This window comes from Streptomyces sp. NPDC000941, assembly GCF_053599555.1.
Window position 1 is genome coordinate 1 of record NZ_JBSFMM010000203.1, and the last position, 20,155, is coordinate 20,155.

The following is a 20,155-nucleotide window of genomic DNA, read 5'->3' on the forward strand; positions in this document are numbered from 1 at the left end:
GGGCGGCGCCGACGCGGCCCGCGCTCATCGCGCGGCCCTCGCGGCCGGGCCGACCGGCAGGCCGTTGGCGTGCACCCCCTGCCCCGGGGAAGCGGCGTCACCGTCACGCCCGTCACCAGCGTAGGCATTGCCCCCGACGGGCAATTCACTCTGGCCGGGCGACACATCACGAGCGGGCGACGCACCGTGCACAGGCGGGGCGTCGTGGGCCGCGAGGAACGCGGCCACCGCCTCCGGCCAGCTGTAGCGCTCGGCGCGGGCGCGGGCCGTCGCGCGGCGGGTCGGCTCGGGGCGGGACAGCAGGTGCTCGACGGCGTCCGCGAACGCCGCGCCGTGGTCGGCCGCCGTCGCACCGGCGGGGCCGACGATGGCCGGGAGGGCGGACAGCTCGCTGACGACGACGGGCGTGCCACACGCCAGCGCCTCCAACGCGGCCAGCCCGAAGGTCTCCGCGGGCCCCGGGGCGAGCACGACGTCCGCACTGGCCTGGAGCGCGGCGAGCGCGCCCCGGTCGGCGACATGGCCCAGGAACGCGGCCGGAAGCCCTTCCTCGCGGGCGCGGGCCTCGAGGCGGGGCCGCAGCGGGCCGTCGCCCGCGACCACGAGCGCCGCGCCGACGCCCCGCCGGCCCAGCTCGGCGAGCGCGTCGAGCGCGCGGCCGGGCCGCTTCTCGGGCGACAGGCGCGAGCACATCGCCAGAAGCACCGCGGCCCCGTCCCGGTGCCGGTCGCGCAGCGCCGGGTCGCGGAGGGTCGGGTGGAAGTGGTCCAGGTCGACGCCCAAGGGGGCGCGTACGACATTGCGCGCGCCGATCCGTACAAACTCGCGCGCCGCCCACTCCGTGGTGCAGACGATGCGCGAATACGCCCGCGCGGTGCGCCGGTTCAGCCCGTCGGCGGCCCGGCGGGCGGCGGCCTCGGGGACGCCCCAGGTGCGCAGCACGCCGTCGGCGCTCTCGTGGGAGACCATCACGGAGGGCACACGGGCGCGCCGGGCCCACCCCCCCGTCCACCTCAGGGTGGTCCGGTCGGAGACCTCGAGCCGGTCGGGCGCGAGCCCGTCCAGCAGCCGGGCCAGGCGTCGGCGGTCGGTCAGCACGCGGTAGCCGCCCGTGCCGGGCACCTCGGGCCCCGGGACGGTGATCACCCTCCCCTGGGGGGTCAGCTCGTCCGAGGCGTGTGCGCCCGGCACGACCAGGACCGGCTCGTGCCCGGCCGCCCGATAGCCCGCGCCGAGCTCACGCAGCGCGGTGCGCAGCCCGCCGGAGGAGGGGGTGATGAAGTTGGCGAGCCTGACGATCCGCAGCGGCGTGCGCACGTTGTTCGACACGCTCATGCTGGCACCGCCGTACGGGCCGCGAGCACCTCGGTGTAGTGCTCTATCAGCTGGTCGCCGACCGCCTCCCAGGTGCGGCCCTGGACCGCCTCGTGCCCCGCGGTGCCGAGCGCGGAGCGCAGCCGCGAGTCGGCCGCGAGGAGGGAGACGGCGTCGGCGATCGCGGTCCCGTCGAGGGGCGGCACCAGCAGGCCGGTGCGGCCGTGGTCGACCAGGTCGAGGGGGCCGCCGGCCGCGGGGGCGATCACGGGGACGCCGCTGGCCTGGGCCTCCTGCACGGTCTGGCAGAAGGTCTCCTGCGGGCCGGTGTGCGCGAAGACGTCCAGGGACGCGAAGACTCGGGCGAGGTCGTTGCCGGTGCGGCGCCCCAGGAAGCGGGCCCCGGGCAGCGCGGCGCGCAGCCCCGGCTCGCTGGGGCCGTCCCCGACGATGACCACCCGGACGCCGGGGAGCGCGCAGACGGGGGCCAGGAGCTCGACGTTCTTTTCGGGCGCGAGCCGGCCGACATAGCCGACGATCAGCTCACCGCCGGGGGCGAGGGTGCGGCGCAGCTCGGTGTCGCGCCGCGCGGGGGTGAAGCGTTCGGTGTCGACGCCGCGGGCCCACAGCCGCACCCGCGGCACGCCGTGGTCGTCGAGGTCGTGGGCGGCGGCGGTGGACGGGGCGAGGGTGCGGTCGGCCGCGGTGTGCACGGCGCGGATCCGGCGCCAGGCCGCGTTCTCGCCCTTGCCGAGGTACGTACGGGCGTAGCCGGCCAGATCGGTCTGGTAGACGGCGACGGCGGGGATGCGCAGCCGCAGCGCGGCGGTCATGCCGCGGGCGCCGAGGACGAAGGGGCTGGCGAGGTGGACGACGTCGGTGCGGTGGGCGGTCAGGGCGGCGGCGAGCCGTCGGCTGGGGAGGGCGACGCGTACCTGGGGATAGCCGGGGAGCGGCAGGGACGCGATGCGCAGAACGGGATAGGGACGGGAGGCATCGGGGTCCGCCGGGCCGTCGTGCGGGACGGCGGGCGCGATGACGAGCGGTTGGTGACCGCGCCGGTGCAGATGGCGGGCGGTCTGCAGGGCGCAGTGAGCGACGCCGTTGACGTCGGGCGGGAAGGATTCGGTGACGATGGCGACACGCATACTCGTGTTGTCGGCGTACGAAGGGTGGCCCCGGCATCGTGAAGCTTTCGGGACGGGGAACGTCCCATGAGCGTTAGGCCCTGTCCCCTCGATCCCTGTGATCGATCCCGGTGGGCCCGCGCCGCCCGGCCCTCCCCCAGCTACCGCTGGGAGGCGTCACCCTCCTCCGGCCACCGCTGGTCACAGAGGTCGGCCCCGGACTCCAGGTCGAACGATCCCACGATGACGAGGACGGCGCCGACGATCGCCAGACGCTTGATCATGGTTCTCCGATCTCGGGGGTTCTAACGCTGGAGTGCGGTGGCGTACGCGGCGGCGAGTGCGCGGAAGGCAACTTTGGGTTCCCAGTCCGTATAAGGATGGGCGTCTCCCAGGGTGCCGGTGACCTTGACGAGGCCGTAGGAGGCCATGTCCAGGTCGTGGCGAGGGTCGGGGTGGTGGGGGAAGTGGTAGCCGGCGAAGGTGAACCAGAAGGCGCTGTCGACGCCTTCCTGATCGAAGATGTGCAGCAACTCGGCCAGGTAGGCGGCTTGTTCCTGCTCGTCCCGGAGATAGTCGCCGTCCAGGCGTGGCGGTTGGTGTTCGCGGTCGACGATCATCCACCCGCGTCCGCCGCGGTCGGCGGCGCCACGGTAGGTGCAGCAGCCGAACTCGGTGACGGCCACTGGTTTGCCGTGCTGGTGTAGGGAACGGATCTGCTCGCGGAAGGTGTGGGCGTTGTGGGCCGCGCGGTAGCCGTCGACGGCGACGTAGTCGAACGGTGTCCAGTCGACGTGTTCGAAGGGGACGGAGGCGTAGGTGATCTTGCCGCCGAAGGACGTCCGGACGGTGTCGGCGGCCTCAGCGAGGAAGGCGTTGAGCTGCGCGGGTGCGGAGCCCAGCAGGTCACGCAGTTCCGGTCCGGGTGCGGTGAACAGGGCCGTGCGGGCGAACACGTCGTCGCCAGGCAGGAAGCCGTGGGCGAAGATGCTCAGCTCGCCGCCGGTGACCAGGACGACTTCGGCGCCGTGGCGGCGGAGGTCTTCGGCGCGGGCGGCGCAATCGGCGAGGTAGGGCAGCATCTGCTCGGTGGTCATCTCGCTCGGGAAGGGCGAGAACCAGATCTCCAGGCCGGCGTCGGCGGCGTACTCGGCCGCCACGGTCAGCCGTTCAGGGTCCTGGCCGGTGATCCGGACCGCGGTGCAGTGCAGGTCGTTGGCGATGATCTGCATCTCGCGGCGGACGATCGTCGGATCGAACGACTCGCGAGTGGACCTGCCGCCCGGGTGGGCGCCGGTGTCGTAGTTGATTCCCCTACCGCGCACGGGACGCCTCCGTCCCGACGGCGTTGCTCGCAGCGGTGCTCAGCCGCCGACGCCGGTACCACAGGGACCAGCCGACCAGCAGGGCAATCGTGGCCAGTTGCACGAGAGTCGACGTGCCAGCCGCCGTATCGATGGGCAGCAGATAGATGAGGAAGATGCGAACGGCGGCCTCAGTGAGCAGTCCGGCGCCCCAGACGAGACTCATCACGGTGAAGACGCGGCGGAACGAGGGCGTGGTCCGCCACAGTTCGTCCCAGCGGGCGAGCAGTTCACCCTTACCGGAGTTGAGGCGCCGGACGAGGCTGTACAGGACCGGCCGCCCCAGCAGGCACGAGCCCAGCAGCAACAGGCCGAGCGAGCCCGACACGAGGGGCTCCCGGGCCAGAAGTGTCCGCGGATCTCCGGTCAGCACCGATACAGCGAGCATCAACGCGAAGGTGGCCGCCACGACCGCCCCGAGTCCGTCGAGCCGGCGTCGCGTGACCGCGACGAAGCCAACCCGCGCCAGTGCGATCACCCCACCGGCGATCAGCGCCAACCGGGCCTCGACGCCGGCCCATCGGCAGACGTAGTAGGCCGCAGTCGGCAGCCCGATATCCCACAGCAGCCCCATGAGGGGCGCGCGCTTGTCCATGGACGATGCCTCTCTGGTCGGCGACCTTCGCCTCCCACCCGACATTAGATACTGACAGTTGCTTATTTGGAAAGCGTTGCTGGCAGGCCATCTCGTTGTGGGATACTGGCGGTGTCCAGTCAGGAGGATGTATGACTGTGGAAGAGCACGCCGGAATCGGCGGTGAGACCCCGGTCGTAACCGGGCGGGATGCAGCCAAGGCGACCCGCCGACGCGGCGCCGCCCTGGAGCGCGCGATCCTGGACGCGGCGATCGAGGAACTGGCGGAGGTCGGCTACCAGAACCTGACCATGGACGGCGTCGCCGCCCGCGCCGGCACCAGCAAGAACGTCATCTACCGGCGCTGGCCCAGTCGCGCGGCGCTGTGCGTCGCCGCCTACCGTCAGATGCTTCCGACCGCTCCCGAGGACACCCCCGACACCGGCGACCTCCGCTCGGACGCGCTCGCGCTCCTGCGTCGCGTCAGCGACCGGATGTCATCCCGGATCGGGAAGATCCTGCGCGCTCTGCTGGCCGACTTCGAGGACGATCCCGAGCGGGTGCGTGAGATCCGCGAACAGCTCGGCCGTGCGGCCGTCGGCCCATGGCTGACGGTCCTGGCACGCGCCGCCGCCCGCGGCGAGGTCGGGCCCGCCGCGCTGACGCCCCGGGTGGCCACCGTGGCAGTCGACCTGCTCCGCAATGAATACGCGCTCAACGGGCTGACCGCTGTCCCGGATAGCACCCTGGTCGAGATCATGGACCAGGTCTACCTCCCCCTGGTACGCGGACTCAGCTGACCCAACTGCCCGACGTCATTCACCCGGCGTCGCGGTCGTCGCCGAGCGGTCGTTCGGCTCGTCCCTCGGTGAACTCGGACAGGACCTCGTGGTCCTCATGGCGCGTCATCTCACGGCGCGGGACGCACCGTCGGCTGCCCGACGCGGGCCGGGCACGGAGACCGGCAAGGCGAGGTCGAGCCGCTTGTCCATGTCGAGGCGGACGGTGCCGTACGGGTTGACGTTGGACCAGAACAACGCGGTCAGCCCGCGCCGGTCCTCGTCGGTGAGCTTCTTTGCCCACGCCGGTTCGGCCAGCACCTGCTGGAGCAGCAGCGTGTTGACGTGCACGAGCGCGGACTGTAGCAGGTGCAGCGCGAGCAACAACGCCAGCAGCCGGGCCACCCCCGACGTCTCCCAGGCGCTCGACGGTCCGTGCACAGAGCGCCTTCTCCGCCCAGGTCTGGGCCGCGACGACGATGCGGTCGATCCGCCCCGGCGGCTCGATCCGGTCCGCGCGGCACTGCACGAGCAGGGCCTCCGTCTGCCGGTCCTCGACCAACTCGACCGGGCATACCTCGGCGGTCAGCCACGAGATCAGCCGTTCCTCGTCCGCCCGCGTGGACGGCCGGAAGCCCAGCACCTCGCGGATCTGCTTGCGGTGGTACTCGGCGGTCCGGCCGGTGAACGCGTACTTCGCGAACTCCGCGGCCGGCACCTTCACCAAGGCCGCGACGTACTCGACCGCGGCCTGCGGGATCTCCTCGACGAACCCCGGGAACCGTCCCTCCTGCTCAAAGAACTTCGAGGTCAGGGCGAAGCCGAGCCGAGTCTGGCCGCTCTTGTTGGCGGCCAGGGGCCAGTCACCGTCCACCAGCGTCCAGCACGCCACCGCGTCTTCCGGTGACCATTCCTGCTGCATGCCCCGCCTCTTCTCGCTCCCGGCCTCACTCGTTCGACCCAACGAGACTGCAGACGACAGGGAAACGGGAGGCCGGAACGCCCGGAAGCTACCCCGCGGGTAGTTTGCGGCTGGGGTCAGAGATAGGAGTCCGGGGCCAGGTCGGGGCGACAGGGCCTAGTCCTCGGGGCCGATGCGGCTGCGGACCGCCGTCTGGACCTCCGCCTCCTCCGCCGGGTCGGCGGCGAGTCTGCGGAGCTGGTCGACGACGCGGGCATCGGCGGTGGTGGCGTGCCGGGCGGCCAGTTCGCGGGTGCTCTCCTCGCAGTCCCAGAGGCATTCGACGGCGAAGCCGGCGCCGAAGGACGGGTCGGTGGCGGCCAGGGCGCGCGCAGCGCGGCCGCGGAGGTGGGAGGAGGCGGTCTCGCGGTAGACATGGCGCAGCACGGGGGCCGCGCAGGCGATCCTCAGCCGTCCGGCGCCGTCGACGAGGGTCCACAGGGCCTGGGCGTCGGGGCCTTCGGCCCGGACCGTGCCGCGCAGGGCGGAGAGTACGAGGGGCGCGTCGTACTGGCCGCCCCGGATGGCGAGCATGGCGGCGGCCGCGGCGCCGAGGGCGTCGGGGCGCTGGGCCCACATCCGTGCCCGGTCGAGGGCGACGATGCTGCGCATCCGCTCGAAGGCGGCGAGGGCTCCCTGGGAGACCAGCTCGGAGGCGGCGGGGTCGGTGACGGCGGCTTCGATCAGGTCCAGCACCTCGGGGTCGCCGGTCTCCGCGAGGTGCCGCAGGGCCGCGGCGCGGGCCGCGTCGGGTGCGGCCGCGGCGGCGGCGAGGAGTTCGGGCCGGTCTTCGGGGCCGGCTACGGCGGCCAGGCAGCGGGCCGCGGCTTCGGGGCGGCGGGCGCCGGGCCGCAGGTCGTCCTCCTGGCCGGCCCACAGAAGGACGTCATGGACGCTCCAGCCGGGGCGCGGGCCCATGGAGCGCAGCTGGCGCTGCCAGCGGTCGAAGGAGCCCTGTTCCTGGGCGGCGCGCACCCGGGTCCCGTGCCGGGGGTCGTCGGCCCACAGCCGCCAGGGCCGGGGTTCATAGGCGCCGCGCACGGCGGCGGCGAGTTCGGCGTCGCCTTCGGGGGTCTCGGGGTATCGGGAGAGGACGGCGGGGGCGAGGGCGCGCAGCTCGGTGTCCTCGTCGCGCAGGGCCAGCTCGTCCAGCGCCCACTGCCAGTTGCCGCCGGTCGCGGCGTAGCGGCGGAGCAGGCGGAGGGCGTCCTCGCGGCCGTACGAGGCGAGGTGGCCGAGGACGGCGAGGGCGAGGCCGGTGCGCTCCTCGGCAGGGTCGATGAGGTCGTCGGGGTCGAAGAGGTGCTGTTCGATCTCGTCGAGTCCGGCGTCGAGGTCGAGGCAGAGCCGGGCGTAGTACAAGGAGCGGTTCTCGACCTGCCAGTCTCGCCGGGGGTCGTGCAGCACACAGTGGTGCAGTGCCGCGAGCGACTCGGCCCGCGGCGCCGCGAGGGCGTGCAGGGTCCCGTCGCCGCGGCCTCGCTGAAGGAGGCCGAGCAGGGTGCCGCTGGGCGCTATGTCTGGATCGAACATGAGGTCAGCATCCGGTGCGGGGGGTTCGCTGGCAACGGGATTTCCGTCGTCCGGCATTCTTGCCGGTGTCCGGGCGTGATATGCGCGATGAACGTGGATCAACGCCGTGGACCTTGAGATCCCGAGCGCCGCAGCCTACCCGGAACAGATCGTTCCGCCGAACCGTGCCGACTTGCCCAGGACAGCCACTGGCATATGCCAAAAGCACCACCGGATCGGGTATTGCCAAACCGCTTACGCGATGTCGCAGCCTGTGCAAGAGTCGTTACCGGTCCTTCCCTCACGACCCGGCCACGCCGTGCCCGTATCGGAGAACGTCATGCCGTCCCCCCGCTCCGCGGACCATTCCGCTGCCCACCCCCCCCAGCCGCCCAGGGACACGGTCGACGCGCTCATCTCACAGACCCGGCGGCTGCGCGGCGACGTCGACGCCGTCCGCCGGGACACCACGGCGGACCTCGACCGGGCGGACGACCCCCAGCTGCGCTGGCAGCGCGCGCTGTGCGATCTCGCGGTCCACCATCTGGACGACCTGGGCCGGAATCTGGACCAGCTGCGCGACGGGCTGCCCACCGACCCGGCCAGGGCCGAAGCGCCCCCGGAGGCGGAGGCGGAGACAGAGCGCCGGCCCGCCGCCGAGCCGCCCCCGCCGCCGGGCTCCGCGTACGCCACGTCCGTGCGGGACACCGAGCCCGAGGGGCACGGCTCACTGCTGAGCCGCGTCGGCAGCGCCGAGTGGAACCTCCTCACCGACGCCGTGACCTGGTCCGACGAGCTGTACCAGATCTTCGGCCGGAACCCCGAAGAGGGCGGGCTGCCCCTGGACGAGCTGCCTTCCTGGGTGTTCTCCGAGGACCAGCCGACCCTGACCGCGCTGGTCACCGACTGCCTGGTCGACGGCAAGCCGATCGACGGGGAGTTCCGCATCGTGCGCGCCGACGGCGTGGTGCGCACCGTTCATATGTCGGGCGAGCCCGTGCTCGACGACGACGGCAGCACCGCGTCCATGTGGGCCGTGCTGCGGGACGTCAGCGAGCTGCGGCGCAGTGAGCGCGCGGTGCGCGAGACCCGTGACTCGCTGCGGCGGCAGCGGCATATCGCGCAGACCGAGCGCCGGGTCGCGGTCGAGCTCCAGCAGGCAGTGCTGCCCGTGTGGCGCGGCTCCCCGCGGCCCTCCTCGGAGGGCCCGGCCGCCCTGGACCTCGCCGCCCACTACTTCCCCGCCTCGACCAGCACGCTGATCGGCGGCGACTGGTACGACGCGCTGGAGCTGCCCGACGGCGGGACCCTGCTCAGCGTCGGCGACCTCACCGGCCATGGCGTGGCCGCCACCTCCGGCGTGGCGATGCTGCTCGGCGCGGTGCGCGGGATGGCGGTGACCGGGGTGGCGCCGGGCGCCTTGATGAGCTGGCTCAACCAACTGCTCGACGCCTCCGCGCAGCCCGCCCTGGGCAGCGCCGTATGCGGCCGGTACGACCCCGCCACCCGCACCCTGGTGTGGGCACAGGCCGCGCACCCCGCCCCGCTGCTCTTCCGCGACGGGACGGGGCGCGCCCTGCGGCCCCCGGAGGGCGTCCTGCTCGGCGCCACGCCTGGTGCGACATACCCCCAGTACGGCGAGCGGCTGGAGCCCGGCGATCTGCTGGTGCTGCACACCGGAGGACTCTGGCCGTACGGCGCGGACGCCGAGGGTGACGCGGGGGCCGAGCGGCTGCTCGGGCTGGCACCGCGGTTCGCCACCGCGCACAGCGCACAGGAATGCGTACGGGCCGTGGTGGAGGCGTTCGACGACGAGCGGCGCGAGGACGACGCCTGCGTGCTGATCGCGCGGGTCGGCGCATAGCGAGCCAACTCCTCACACGCCAACTCCTCACGCCTCAGCTCCTCACGCGCCAACTCCTCACACGTCGGCTCGTCAGCCGAGCGCGCGGGCCGGTTCGTAGCGCATCACACGACGGCCGTCTTTCCGTCGCCGCCCGGCGCTCCGCCCTCCGGTGTCTTCGGCCCGGACCCCTTGGGCCCCAGCCCTTTCGGCGCCCGCTGCTCGATCTCCTCGCGCAGCCTCTGGATATCGGGGCGGGTGGAGTACCGGCCGGTGAGCCGGTACATCTCGCGCAGCCGGTCCCAGGTGCGGTGGGAGGAGTTGTGCTCGATGGTCAGCAGGGCCAGCCGCGCGTACTTGTCCGCCTGCTCGGGGTCGTCGCCGATGAAGCACGCCGAGGCGATGGAGATGTGGTCGAAGATCTGCGACCGGTCGCGGCCGCCCTCCCGCTGCCGCAGCCCCTCCTTGGCATGCTGCTGGGCTATCGCGGCGGCACCGGGCTCATGCTCGGCGAGCGTGCGGTAGACCAGCCCCTCCATGCCGTGCAGATCGGCCTCGTTGAACAGCTGCATCCAACTCGGCGGCGGCACATCCCCCTTGTCCGAGACGAACAGCTCCTCCGCCTGGCCCAGAGTGCGGCGCACCGCCTGACTGTGGCCCATCGACGCCTGCGCCCATGCCTCGATGGTGCAGAACATGGCGCGGGTGCGGGGCAGCGTCTCCTCGCCCGCACCGGACTTGGCGAGCTTCATCAGATCGAGTGCGTCGTCCGGCCGGCCCAGATGGACCATCTGCCGGGCGGCGCGGGAGAGCGCTTCGCTCGCCCGGGGGCGGTCGCCACCCTCGCGGGCCGCGTGCGCGGCGATGACGAAGTACTTCTGGGCGGTGGGCTCCAGGCCCACGTCATGGGACATCCAGCCGGCGAGCACGGCCAGGTTGGCCGCGACGCCCCACAACCGGCGCTGCACCGCCGGGGGGTGGTGATAGGCGAGCATCCCGCCCACCTCGTTGAGCTGGCCCACCACGGCCTTGCGCTGCAGCCCCCCGCCGCGGGCGGCGTCCCAGGCGCGGAAGACGTCGACCGAGCGCTCCAGCGCGTCTATCTCCTGGAAGCCCACGGGGGCCGCCTCGTAGCGGTCGAAGCCGGCGAAGTCCGCGGACAGCGGATCGTCGGTACGGGGGGCGTCGGTGGCCAGAGTCGGGTCACTGTGCAGCCAGTCGTGCATGGCTCCGGTGATGGCTGATCCTGCGGCGAGCGCGGCGCCCGCACCCACCAAGCCGCGTCGGTTGAACATAAGGTCCATTCCCGTGAATTCGGTGAGGACCGCGGCCGTGGACTCGGGCGCCCAGAGCAGCCCGTCCGCGGACTGCCCCTTCCCCGCGCGCCCCTGCCGTGCGAACCCGAGGTCCTCGATGGTCACGACTCGACCGAGGCGCTCGGTGAACAGGGCTGCCAAAACCTTGGGCACGGGATCGCGCGGCATCTCGCCGGTGTCGATCCAACGCCGTACCCGCGAGGTGTCGGTCGCCAGCTGCGGATGGCCCATGGCCGCCGCCTTCCGGTTCACGAGTCTCGCGAGTTCCCCTTTGGACCAGCCGGCGAGGCCGAACAGGTCCGCGAGACGGGTGTTGGGTTCCCTCGTCACGTCAAGCCCCCAGGTTCTCGGCTGACTTGACAGTAACCGCCCTGTCACGGCCCGTGCGACTATTCGCCAGGGTTCGCCAGGGTCCGCCAGATGGTGTGCCACCCGCGGCCGGGTGTGGTGTAGGACCGCGCCACCCGGCCCGGCGGCGTTCAGCTGAATCAGCTGAATCAGACCGCATTCCCCAGGGTGCGGCCTCGCCCCGGGGCCGGGAGGCGCGCGACTCGTCGGCGCACGAAGGGATCTGTATTGTCCATGTACGCAGCATCGTCCTCCGTGTCCGCCCCGCCCCGGCCGTACCGGCGGCAGCCGCCGGGCGCCGGGCCGTTCCTGGATCCCGCCCTCGGCGGGCGAGCGAGGCGGGCCCCGGGCCCCGGCCCGCTGAGCGGCAGACTCGACATGTCCGGCCCGCAGGGAGCACAGCTGCGCACGGCGATCGCGTCGGTCCACCGCATCTGTCCGGAGTTCAACCCCGTCCAGGTGCTCCGGCGCAGCGGGCGGTCCGTACTCCTGGTCGGCACCACCGGCCGCAGCACCGCGGTCGCCAAATGCCTGCTGGACCACTCACCGGCCTGGGCCGAGCGGTTCCGGCGGGAAATAGCGATGTACCGGGCGTTCGTCCGCCATCGGCCGCCGGTCCGGGTGCCCCGGCTGATCGCGGCGGACCCGGACAACTGCGCCCTGGTCATCGAGCGGATGCCCGGGCGGGTGGCGGCGTCCCAGCGCCACCCCTGCGAGCCGCCGCCGCGCGCCGATGTGCGGGCCGCGCTCGGCGCCATCTGCCGGATCAATCTATGGCGGCCGCCCGCCGATCTGTTCGACGCGCCGATCGACTACGCCGCCCGGCTGGCCCGCTACCACGAGCTCGGGCTGCTCACCGACCGGGACATGGGCGATCTGCGGAAGCTGCTGCGCGGCCTCGCGCATACCGCCGCCCGCCAGAGCCAGTTCTGCCACGGCGACGCGTTACTGAACAACATCCTGCTCTCGCCGGCCGGGGCGGCGCTCATCGACTGGGACCACGCGGGCTGGTATCTGCCCGGGTACGACCTGGCCACGCTGTGGACCGCGCTGGGCGACGCCCCGGGGCCGCGGCGCCAGATCAGCCAGCTGGCGCAGGCGGCGGGGCCCGATGCGCGGGACGCCTTCCTGGTGAATCTGATGCTCGTACTGACGCGGGAGATCCGCCAGTGCGAAACCGCCGTGCAGCGCACCATGCACGACCCCGCCCCCGTGGCTCCGGGCGCGGTCGGAGCCGGTGAGGAGCAGCGTCTGCTGCTGCGCCGCCTGCACGACGACTGCTCCCTCGCGCGGCGTGCCGTGCGGGCCGCGGTCGGAACCCGTTGAGCCGCGGGGCGCGTCATCGGTCTGGACGTCATCGGTCTGGACGTCATCGGTCTGGACCAGTGACGCGCCGCAGGCCCGTACGCCCGTGCCGGGAAACACCTCGGCACGGGCGTTGACGTGCGGGCGGCACGGGCGTTGACGTGCGAACACCCGGGCGGGTGAGCATGATTGACGGATCGCCCGGCACCGGATACCTCTAGGTGGGCTCGGCCCCGTACGCATGGCCGGTGCACACCGGCGCACGCTCGGCCCGCCTTAGAGGAGGCTGCAATGCGAGGATCCGCACAGGACAGCGCGCACGACCCGAACAGACCGGAGCACGGCCCCACGCGACGGACCGCCCTGCGGACCGCCGGTGCCGCCGCGTCGGCCGCCTTTCTGCTCCCCCTCGCGGCCCAGGCCCCGGCCGCTCTGGCCGACGAGTCCGGGTCCGGGAGCGACGCCCTGCAGCGGGCCTTCGCCGCCGCGGCGAAGGAGTACGGCGTCCCGCTGAGCGTGCTGCTGGGCGTGTCGTATCTGCAGTCGCGCTGGGACGGCCACGGCGGCGCGCCCAGCGTCACCGGCGGCTACGGCCCCATGCACCTCACCGACGCGAGCGCCGCCCTGGCCCGCACCCCGCACCACAGCCATGGCAGCGAGGACGCGCGTGGCGATCTGGCGCGCGCCCGTCTGGTGCCCGACACCGAGGTGCCCCAGCCGCGGCAGCTGCCCGCGCGGCTGCGGACGCTGGAGCGGGCCGCCGAGCTGAGCGGGCTGTCCGCGGAGTCGCTGCGCGCCGACGAGGCGGCCAATGTGCGCGGTGGCGCGGCCCTGCTGGCCGCCGAGCAGAAGAAGCTGGGGCTGGCGCTGAGTGAGGACCCGGCCGACTGGTACGGGGCGGTGGCGGCCTACTCCGGCTCGGACAACGCCACGGCGGCCGCCGTCTTCGCCGACGACGTCTTCGAGGTGATCCGCGACGGCGCGGCGCGCACCACGGGCTCGGGCGAGGCGGTCTCGCTCCCGGCCGCGCCCGAAGTGTCCCCCGACACCCGGCAGTTGCGGACGCTGGGGCTGCCGTCCGTCGCGCGGGATCCGAACATCGACGCCCCCAAGGGCGTCTCCTGCGAGTGGTTCCCGGCGCCGTACGAGCAGTTCGGCGACAACGACTACGGCAACCACGACCTGGGCAACCGCCCCGAGTCCCAGACGATCGACTACATCGTCATCCATGACACCGAGGGCACCTGGGACGTCTGCCTCAAGCTGATCAAGGACCCCACATACGTGTCCTGGCAGTACACCCTGCGCTCCGCCGACGGGCATATCGCCCAGCACCTGGCGCTCAAGGACGTCGGCTGGCACGCGGGCAACTGGTACGTCAACGCCAAGTCGATCGGCGTGGAGCACGAGGGGTTCCTCACCGCGCCCGACGCCTGGTACACGGAGGCGATGTACCGGGCCTCGGCCCGGCTGGTGCGCTATCTCGCGCGGAAGTACGACATCCCGCTGGACCGCCAGCACATCCTGGGCCATGACAACGTCCCCGGCACCACCACCCCGAACATCAAGGGGATGCACACCGACCCCGGCCCCTACTGGGACTGGGCGCACTACTTCACCCTCCTCGGCGCGCCCTTCCGCACCACCACGGGCCCCAGCGGCGGACTGGTCACCATCCGCCCCGACTACGACACCCACCAGCCCGTGTACACCGACTGCGACACCGCCGGACAGCCGTGCGCCCCGCACGGCTCGGGCGCGGTGCGGCTGCACACCGCGCCGAGCGCGGACGCGCCGCTGATCAAGGACATCGGGCTGCGTCCCGACGGGGCGGATTCCACGACCGGCGTCAACGACACCGGCGCCCGCGCGTCGACCGGCCAGCGGTTCGCGGTCGCGGAGCGGCAGGGCGGCTGGACGGCCATCTGGTATCTGGGGCAGAAGGCGTGGTTCGAGAACCCCAAGGGACGGCCGACCGCGGTGAACGGCAGGGGCCTGGTCATCACCCCGAAGGATGGCGCGGCTGACGTGCCGGTGTACGGCCGCGCCTACCCGGAGAAGGAGGCGTACCCGGAGGGCGTGCCGGTGCAGGCCGTCTCGCCGCTGCCGTACAAGCTGCTCGCCGGGCAGCGGTACGCGCTGGGGCTGAAGACCCAGGGCGAGTATCTGTGGGCGACGACCTTCGACCCGGCGGGCCACAAGGTGGTGCGCGGCCAAGACACGTACTACCAGATCCAGTTCGGGCACCGGGTGGCGTTCGTACGGGCCGCCGATGTGCGGATCGAGCGCTCCGACCGCTAGTCGCGAACCACAGGGTGAGGCCGACCGCGCCGCGCGGTCGGCCTCAGCGGTCCGGCAATCACCCGATCGAAGTACGAGGCGACGATACGAGGCGGGGAACTCCCGTTGCCGGCGCGCCCCTTGGGCAAGGCCGCCGGGTCGCGCCTCAGCCCTGCTGGAACATCTCCGCGGGCAGCGGCTTGAGCAGCCGGTAGAGGTCGTCGGTGATGGGCCGGTCCCAGCTGGCGATGGTGACCAGGACACCGTCGCTGCGGTCGAACTGGGAGCAGGAGATCCGGCCCTCGGAGAGCTTGATGCGGCGCACGATGAGCAGGTTGTCCTCGTGCATGACCGGGGTGTCCTCGGTGTCCACCACATGGACCGGCTCATCGTTTTCCAGGGCCGCCAGCAGCTGTGTCACCTCGAACGGCACCTGTCCCTCGGCCAGCTCGCGGGCCGGGGATCCCTCGGGCAGATTCCCGATGATCATCGCTGGGCCGCGTCCGCCGAACAGGTCGTAGCGCAGAAAGACGCCCTGGCAGCTGCCGTCGGGAGCGGGCAGCAGCCCGGCCCCGAGATCGCCGGGCCAGTCCCCCGGGTCCATGGCCAGGACGTCGAAGTCCGGACCGGTGGGCGTGGCGGGGCTGCGGCGGCGGAGGAACGACATGCGGACATGGTACGTGCCCCGGCGCCGGAATCCGCCCCGGGTCAGCGCCCGGACACCGGCCGCGGGACACGGGCGCCGATGGTCACACCGGCCGGGGCGCCCAGGACCTTGGCCAGCCCGGTGCGGTCGGTGCCCACCTTGCGGAACACGCCGGAGAGCACCTGCGCCACCTCGCGCTCCTCCAGGCCCAGCTCGTCGCCGATCCGGTCGTCGCCCCAGCCGAGGGCGGCCCGCTCGGCGGCGGCCTGCTCCTGGGAGGTGAGCGGGGAGCCGTGGTCGGCGCGCAGCTGCAGCGGGCGCAGTCCGGTGGCGGACAGCTCGTCGCGGGCCCGTACCGCGAGCGCGTCGGCGCCGCACTGCACCGCGCCTTCCAGCCCGCGGTAGAGCCGTTCTCCGGCCTCCTGCGGCAGCCCGATCCGGCGCAGGGCGGTGCCGTGGTCGACCAGGGCGACGGCCAGGTCGTAGGCGGACGGCGAGCGTTCGAGGTGGTCGACGGCCTCGGCCAGCAGCCTGAGCCGTTCCGGCCCCTGGGTCACGAGCCCGGCGGTGTGCAGGGCGCGGCCGATCATGGAGTGGGCGCCGAACTGGCGGGCGCGGCGCACCGCGTCCCGGGCCACTTCGGCGGCCTGCCGTGGCTCGGTGAGCGCCAGGGACTGGGCCAGATGCAGCTGCCAGGGACACCAGGCGGGGTTGCGCATACCGCGCCGGTCCATCCGCCGGCCGACCTCGGTGAGCCGCTGCCGGGCCTCGCTGTGCATATTGCGGGCGAGCAGCAGCTCGCCGCGCACGGTCGGCGCGTCCGGGCACAGCAGTGCCTGGAGGGCCTGGAGGGTGTTTCCGCCGCAGGAGTGCTCGGCGGCGAACTCCTGGGCCTCCTCGACCCGGCCGCGGCCGAGCAGGGTCTGGATCAGCGTGCCGACGGCGGTCCAGTGAGCGGGCGTCTCCGGTCCGACCAGGTCGGCGATCCGCAGCCCCTCGCGGGCGAGTTCTTCGGCTTCGGCGAGCGCCCCGCGGCGGTAGCGGACGTACCCGAGGAGGGTCAGGCCGAACGCCAGATGCGCGCCGCGCCAGCCCTTCCGCTCGCACTCCGCGACGCCGTTCGCGAACAGCTCCTCGGCGCGCCCCGGCTGGTCGCAGTGGAGAAAGGTCAGGGCGACCAGGATGGGCACCTCGAAGCCCCATTCCTCATCGGTCCAGCTCAGGCCGTCGCCCAGGGCCTCGTCGGCGTGGCGCAGAGCGATGGCGGCCGGTTCACCGCGGGTCATCGCGTCGAAGGCGCGCAGGCCACGCAGATAGCGCTCGGCCATCCCGCGGCCGGAGAGCCGGTCCACCAGCCGGGCCAGTCGGCGGGAGCGGGCGGGCGAGTCCTGGCCGTCGGCGCGGAACATGTTCCACATGATCTGTTCGGCCTGCATCCGCAGCCGGGTACGGGCGCTGCCGGCCCGCCCGGCCTCGGCGGCCACGAGCTGCGCGGCCTCCTCCATACGGCCGCTGTGGCCATACGCCTGGGCCAGCCGGTAGATGATCGACTCGCGCAGCTCCGGGCCGAGCGCGGGCTCCTCCAGGGCGGCCCGCAGATGGTTGACGGTGACGGCGGGCTCGCTGAGCTGGGCGGCGCAGCCCAGTTCGTAGAGCACGGCGGGCCGCTCCTGGAGCGAGGGCGGTTCGCGCAGCGCCCGGGCGAGGCAGCGGCGGGCGGTGTCGGGCGCGCCGGCTCGCAGATACTCCCGGGCCGCCGCGCGCAGATGGCGCACCACCCAGGGGTCGGCCTCGGGGTGCAGCTCCAGCAGATGGCGCCCGGCGGCTCCGGAGCCGCGGCCCGCGGACAGGACCGTGGCGGCGGCGCTGCCGTGCATGGCCACGCGCAGGGCGCCGGGGATCGCGCGGTAGACGGCGGTGGCGATCAGCGGATGGAGGAATTCCAGGGGCCGCTTCTCCGGTGACGGGCGCGGCGGGGTGAAGATACGGGCGTCGGCCAGCCGCAGCGCCAGCTCGGCGGTCTCGATGGTGGACAGGCCCGAGACTTCCGCGGCCAGGGCCGGGGTGGCCTCGCTGCCGAGGACCGCGACGGCCCAGGCGAGCCGGACGGCCGAGGTGCCGAGCCGGCTCAGCCGGTCGGTCAGGCCGCTCTCCTTGGCCGTGGAGACCAGCTCGCGCAGATGGGCGAGGTTGTCCGACTGCGGTTTCAGATCGCGCTCGCGGACCTTGGCGGTGAGCTCGACGACCTCGAAGGGGTTGCCGCCGGTGACCGCCCAGCACTCGCGGCAGAACGAGTCGTCCGCCCCCGCGCCGAGCACCTCGCGCACCATCCGGCCGACCGCGCCCGGGGTGAGCGGCGCCAGCAGCCGGGGCCGCGAGCCCTGCCGCTCGGTGAGCCCGCGCAGCGCCGCCGCGTCGGCGGACAGCTCGTCAGGGCGGTAGCCGACCGCGAGCAGCATGGGCAGATCCACGGCGCGGGGCGCGAACCGGGTGAGCCAGTCGAGGGATTCGGCGTCGGCCCAGTGGGCGTCGTCCAGGATCATGACGACCGGGGCCCGCTGGACGGCGAAGCGGGTCACCAGCCAGTCCAGGCCGTCGCGCACCCCGTGGGGGTCGGGCGAGCCGCCTTCGGCCGAGACCACCAGGCCGACGGCGGGCGCGACGATGTCGTACCAGCCGCCGAGGATCCTGCGGTGGGTCTCCTCGCCGGTCGCCGCGAGTACGGGCTGGAAGAGCTGGCGCACGACATGGAAGGCGACGCCCTGCTCCTGCTCCCCGGCGCGCGCCGAGAGCACCGTGCAGCCACGGGCGGCGGCCCGCCGCCTGACCTCGCCGAGCAGCGCGGTCTTCCCGGCGCCGCCCGGCCCCGCGAACGCGATCACCCCGCCGGCGCGCGGCCCGGCCGGATCGTCGGCCGGCTCCCCGCACAGTTCGGTCAACGCGTGGTCCACCGCGCTGAGTTCGGGCTCCCGCTCCAGCAGCGTCCGGCGCCCCCGGCCCTGTCGTGTCATGTTCTCCGCCACGCTCGTACCCCATTCGGCAGGTACTGCTGAGCGTAGCCCGATCGGGACGCTCCGTAGCGCGGTATGCGGGGAATTTTCTGACGGCATTGCCATTGGCACACGCCAATTCGACAGGCGCCCTATCGAAGGGAACAGCGGCCACGCCACCATGTCCGGATGCGGCGAGGACCATGGCGCAAAGAGGGCCGGTCCCTGGCTCCGGCGCGGTCCCGTATGTCCTGAGGGGGCGGATACGGACCATGAACAAGGCAGATTCACCACCACTGGCGACCCGGTCGGCGGCGCTTTTCGGCTTCCCGCCGGCCGATCTGATCAGCCCGGACGCCGAGGCCGCGCGGCGGCACACCATTGAGTGGCTGTCGCGGTACGGCGTCTTCCAGGGGGACGCGTCGGTGGCGGAGTACGACGCGCTGCGCTTCGATCTGCTGGCGGCGTACTTCTACCCGGGCGAGACGGGCGCCGACCTGGCCTTGGGCAATGATCTGTGCGGGTGGTACTTCGTCTTCGACGACCAGTTCGACGGGGAGCTGGGATGCCGGCCGCAGGAGGTGTTACGGCTGCTCGACGCCCTCGTCCAGGTGACTCGCGAGGCGGAGGAGGCGACTGGGAGGGCCGCCGGGGACGTTCCCGGCGGCCCTCTCGTCGAGAGCTTCCGCGATCTGTGGCACCGCATCCACCAGGGCAGGCCGCGGGTGTGGCGGGAACGTTTCCGCCACCACTGGATGGAGTATCTGCACTCCTACCACCGCGAGGCGCTGGGCCGCACCGGGAGCCGCCCGCGCTCGGTGGAGGCGGTGGTGGCCCTGCGCCGCCACTCGATCGGCGTGCAGCCGTGTCTGGATCTCAACGAGCGGTTCGGCGGGTACGCCCTGCCGGAGGCGGTGCACGGCGGCTTCCCCCTCGAGCGGATGCGGGAGGCCACCGACGATGTGGTGGTCTTCACCAATGACATCGTCTCGCTGGCCAAGGAACTGGCCGCCGGGGACGTCCACAACAGCGTGCTCGTCCAGCGGGAGCTCACGGGCTGCACCCTGGAGAAGGCCGTGGAGCACATCGCGCGCCTCGCCGACGCCCGCTACCAGTGGTTCGAGGAGACCGCCGCGCGGCTGCCCGCGCTCCTCGCCGGGGCCGGGGCGGGCACTCTGCGGCACGTCGCGCACTACGTGGACGGCATGCGGCATGTGATGCGGGGCAATCTCGCGTGGTCGTATCGGACGGCCCGGTACGACGAGCGCGGCATAGCGGCGGTGAGCAGCGGGCGGCAGCGGCCGTGGGCGGGCCTCGCCGCGTATGCGACACCGGCGCCCTGACGGCCGGATCGTTTCGGCTCCACGCTGGAGTGATCCAGCCTGGATCACTCCATACGGGTCAGGGATCCGTCCGGTGGCGGCGGTGGTGGCGGGCGACGCGGGCGCGGTTGCCGCAGGACGGCTTGCACCACTCCTGCCGGGGATGGTCCTTGACGAAATAGCGCACACAACGCGGGGCGGGGCAGGCCCGCAGCCGCTCGCGCTCCGGCCCGGCGAGAAACCCGATGGCGTCGCGGGCGAGCGCCGCCACCAGCCGGTCGGCGTCGGTGAAGCCCGGCGGCCGGGCGGCGCGGACCATGGGGGCACCGCCCTCGGGCCACTCCAGGCGCGGGGCGCCGGGCACCCGGGCCGCCGCCGCGTTCAGCCGCGCCATGGCCTGCTCCTCGGGCAGCAGCCGGTGGGCGTCGGCGGAGCTCGGCGGGCCGGCCGAAGGGGTGTCCGCGGGTCCGGTGG

At 73.1% G+C, this 20,155-nt stretch carries 16 protein-coding genes and 1 pseudogene; 5 read left to right on the forward strand and 12 right to left on the reverse strand.

What is annotated here, in order from left to right; all coding sequences use genetic code 11:
* Positions 1–24 precede the first annotated feature (24 nt).
* The 5 genes from ACWDSL_RS41770 to ACWDSL_RS41790 form a co-directional block, all read right to left on the reverse strand.
* Positions 25–1,335 (reverse strand): glycosyltransferase, encoded by a 1,311-nt coding sequence (locus ACWDSL_RS41770; protein WP_450493426.1) that lies wholly within the window; start codon positions 1,333–1,335, stop codon positions 25–27.
* A complete protein-coding gene (locus tag ACWDSL_RS41775; RefSeq protein WP_450493428.1) occupies positions 1,332–2,462 on the reverse strand; it encodes a glycosyltransferase family 4 protein in 1,131 nt (376 codons plus the stop codon). Before ACWDSL_RS41775 ends, ACWDSL_RS41770 begins: the two co-directional genes overlap by 4 nt.
* Before the next feature lie 140 nt (positions 2,463–2,602).
* Positions 2,603–2,725 (reverse strand): hypothetical protein, encoded by a 123-nt coding sequence (locus ACWDSL_RS41780; RefSeq protein ID WP_450493430.1) that lies wholly within the window; start codon positions 2,723–2,725, stop codon positions 2,603–2,605.
* Positions 2,726–2,746: 21 nt separating this feature from the next.
* Positions 2,747–3,766: a hypothetical protein gene (locus tag ACWDSL_RS41785; RefSeq protein ID WP_450493432.1), complete on the reverse strand. Its 1,020-nt coding sequence runs from the start codon at positions 3,764–3,766 to the stop codon at positions 2,747–2,749.
* Positions 3,756–4,400 carry a VC0807 family protein gene (locus ACWDSL_RS41790; protein ID WP_450493434.1) on the reverse strand — a complete coding sequence of 215 codons (645 nt, stop codon included), beginning with the start codon at positions 4,398–4,400 and terminating at the stop codon, positions 3,756–3,758. The genes ACWDSL_RS41785 and ACWDSL_RS41790 overlap by 11 nt, the downstream gene beginning before the upstream one ends.
* Before the next feature lie 131 nt (positions 4,401–4,531).
* On the opposite strand from ACWDSL_RS41790, the gene ACWDSL_RS41795 reads away from it, so the two are divergent.
* Positions 4,532–5,179 carry a TetR/AcrR family transcriptional regulator gene (locus ACWDSL_RS41795; RefSeq protein ID WP_450493436.1) on the forward strand — a complete coding sequence of 216 codons (648 nt, stop codon included), beginning with the start codon at positions 4,532–4,534 and terminating at the stop codon, positions 5,177–5,179.
* Positions 5,180–5,284: 105 nt separating this feature from the next.
* Here ACWDSL_RS41795 and ACWDSL_RS41800 read toward each other — a convergent pair whose 3' ends face one another.
* From ACWDSL_RS41800 to ACWDSL_RS41810, 3 genes and pseudogenes are all read right to left on the reverse strand, one after another.
* The gene (locus ACWDSL_RS41800) at positions 5,285–5,599 is read right to left on the reverse strand and encodes a Tn3 family transposase (RefSeq protein WP_450493438.1); all 315 of its coding nucleotides are present in this window, start codon (positions 5,597–5,599) and stop codon (positions 5,285–5,287) included.
* Positions 5,600–5,663: 64 nt separating this feature from the next.
* Positions 5,664–6,080 (reverse strand): annotated as a pseudogene (locus ACWDSL_RS41805) (DUF4158 domain-containing protein); the annotation flags it as partial.
* A 156-nt stretch (positions 6,081–6,236) separates the two neighbouring features.
* Positions 6,237–7,652 carry a HEAT repeat domain-containing protein gene (locus tag ACWDSL_RS41810; RefSeq protein WP_450493440.1) on the reverse strand — a complete coding sequence of 472 codons (1,416 nt, stop codon included), beginning with the start codon at positions 7,650–7,652 and terminating at the stop codon, positions 6,237–6,239.
* Between the two features lie 319 nt (positions 7,653–7,971).
* Here ACWDSL_RS41810 and ACWDSL_RS41815 point away from each other — a divergent pair, with 319 nt between their 5' ends.
* Complete coding sequence (locus ACWDSL_RS41815; protein ID WP_450493442.1) at positions 7,972–9,495, forward strand: PP2C family protein-serine/threonine phosphatase; 1,524 nt, start codon at positions 7,972–7,974, stop codon at positions 9,493–9,495.
* Positions 9,496–9,599: 104 nt separating this feature from the next.
* On the opposite strand, the gene ACWDSL_RS41820 is transcribed toward ACWDSL_RS41815, so the two are convergent.
* On the reverse strand, positions 9,600–11,120 hold the full coding sequence (locus tag ACWDSL_RS41820; protein ID WP_450493444.1) for a DNA-binding protein NsdB: 1,521 nt from the start codon (positions 11,118–11,120) through the stop codon (positions 9,600–9,602).
* 252 nt (positions 11,121–11,372) lie between these two features.
* On the opposite strand from ACWDSL_RS41820, the gene ACWDSL_RS41825 reads away from it, so the two are divergent.
* Entirely contained in the window at positions 11,373–12,464 is a 1,092-nt protein-coding gene (locus ACWDSL_RS41825) for an aminoglycoside phosphotransferase family protein (RefSeq protein WP_450493446.1), read from the forward strand.
* Between the two features lie 270 nt (positions 12,465–12,734).
* On the forward strand, positions 12,735–14,744 hold the full coding sequence (locus tag ACWDSL_RS41830) for an N-acetylmuramoyl-L-alanine amidase (RefSeq protein WP_450493448.1): 2,010 nt from the start codon (positions 12,735–12,737) through the stop codon (positions 14,742–14,744).
* Between the two features lie 145 nt (positions 14,745–14,889).
* Here ACWDSL_RS41830 and ACWDSL_RS41835 read toward each other — a convergent pair whose 3' ends face one another.
* Positions 14,890–15,390: a hypothetical protein gene (locus ACWDSL_RS41835; protein ID WP_450493450.1), complete on the reverse strand. Its 501-nt coding sequence runs from the start codon at positions 15,388–15,390 to the stop codon at positions 14,890–14,892.
* A gap of 41 nt (positions 15,391–15,431) precedes the next feature.
* The gene (locus tag ACWDSL_RS41840) at positions 15,432–18,380 is read right to left on the reverse strand and encodes an ATP-binding protein (protein WP_450493452.1); all 2,949 of its coding nucleotides are present in this window, start codon (positions 18,378–18,380) and stop codon (positions 15,432–15,434) included.
* Between the two features lie 251 nt (positions 18,381–18,631).
* On the opposite strand from ACWDSL_RS41840, the gene ACWDSL_RS41845 reads away from it, so the two are divergent.
* Complete coding sequence (locus ACWDSL_RS41845; RefSeq protein ID WP_450493454.1) at positions 18,632–19,702, forward strand: isoafricanol synthase; 1,071 nt, start codon at positions 18,632–18,634, stop codon at positions 19,700–19,702.
* A gap of 58 nt (positions 19,703–19,760) precedes the next feature.
* On the opposite strand, the gene ACWDSL_RS41850 is transcribed toward ACWDSL_RS41845, so the two are convergent.
* A partial coding sequence (locus ACWDSL_RS41850) for a CGNR zinc finger domain-containing protein (RefSeq protein ID WP_450493456.1) occupies positions 19,761–20,155 on the reverse strand: 395 nt, incomplete at its 5' end.

What these genes read in the sequence shown, in the direction of transcription:
- ACWDSL_RS41770 (WP_450493426.1), bottom strand. Translation starts at nt 1,335, where the DNA reads ATGAGCGTGTCGAACAACGTGCGCACGCCGCTGCGGATCGTCAGGCTC.
- ACWDSL_RS41775 (WP_450493428.1), bottom strand. Translation starts at nt 2,462, where the DNA reads ATGCGTGTCGCCATCGTCACCGAATCCTTCCCGCCCGACGTCAACGGC.
- ACWDSL_RS41780 (WP_450493430.1), bottom strand. Translation starts at nt 2,725, where the DNA reads ATGATCAAGCGTCTGGCGATCGTCGGCGCCGTCCTCGTCATCGTGGGA.
- ACWDSL_RS41790 (WP_450493434.1), bottom strand. Translation starts at nt 4,400, where the DNA reads ATGGACAAGCGCGCGCCCCTCATGGGGCTGCTGTGGGATATCGGGCTG.
- ACWDSL_RS41795 (WP_450493436.1), top strand. Translation starts at nt 4,532, where the DNA reads ATGACTGTGGAAGAGCACGCCGGAATCGGCGGTGAGACCCCGGTCGTA.
- ACWDSL_RS41810 (WP_450493440.1), bottom strand. Translation starts at nt 7,652, where the DNA reads ATGTTCGATCCAGACATAGCGCCCAGCGGCACCCTGCTCGGCCTCCTT.
- ACWDSL_RS41815 (WP_450493442.1), top strand. Translation starts at nt 7,972, where the DNA reads ATGCCGTCCCCCCGCTCCGCGGACCATTCCGCTGCCCACCCCCCCCAG.
- ACWDSL_RS41825 (WP_450493446.1), top strand. Translation starts at nt 11,373, where the DNA reads ATGTACGCAGCATCGTCCTCCGTGTCCGCCCCGCCCCGGCCGTACCGG.
- ACWDSL_RS41830 (WP_450493448.1), top strand. Translation starts at nt 12,735, where the DNA reads ATGCGAGGATCCGCACAGGACAGCGCGCACGACCCGAACAGACCGGAG.
- ACWDSL_RS41835 (WP_450493450.1), bottom strand. Translation starts at nt 15,390, where the DNA reads ATGTCGTTCCTCCGCCGCCGCAGCCCCGCCACGCCCACCGGTCCGGAC.
- ACWDSL_RS41840 (WP_450493452.1), bottom strand. Translation starts at nt 18,380, where the DNA reads ATGACACGACAGGGCCGGGGGCGCCGGACGCTGCTGGAGCGGGAGCCC.
- ACWDSL_RS41845 (WP_450493454.1), top strand. Translation starts at nt 18,632, where the DNA reads ATGAACAAGGCAGATTCACCACCACTGGCGACCCGGTCGGCGGCGCTT.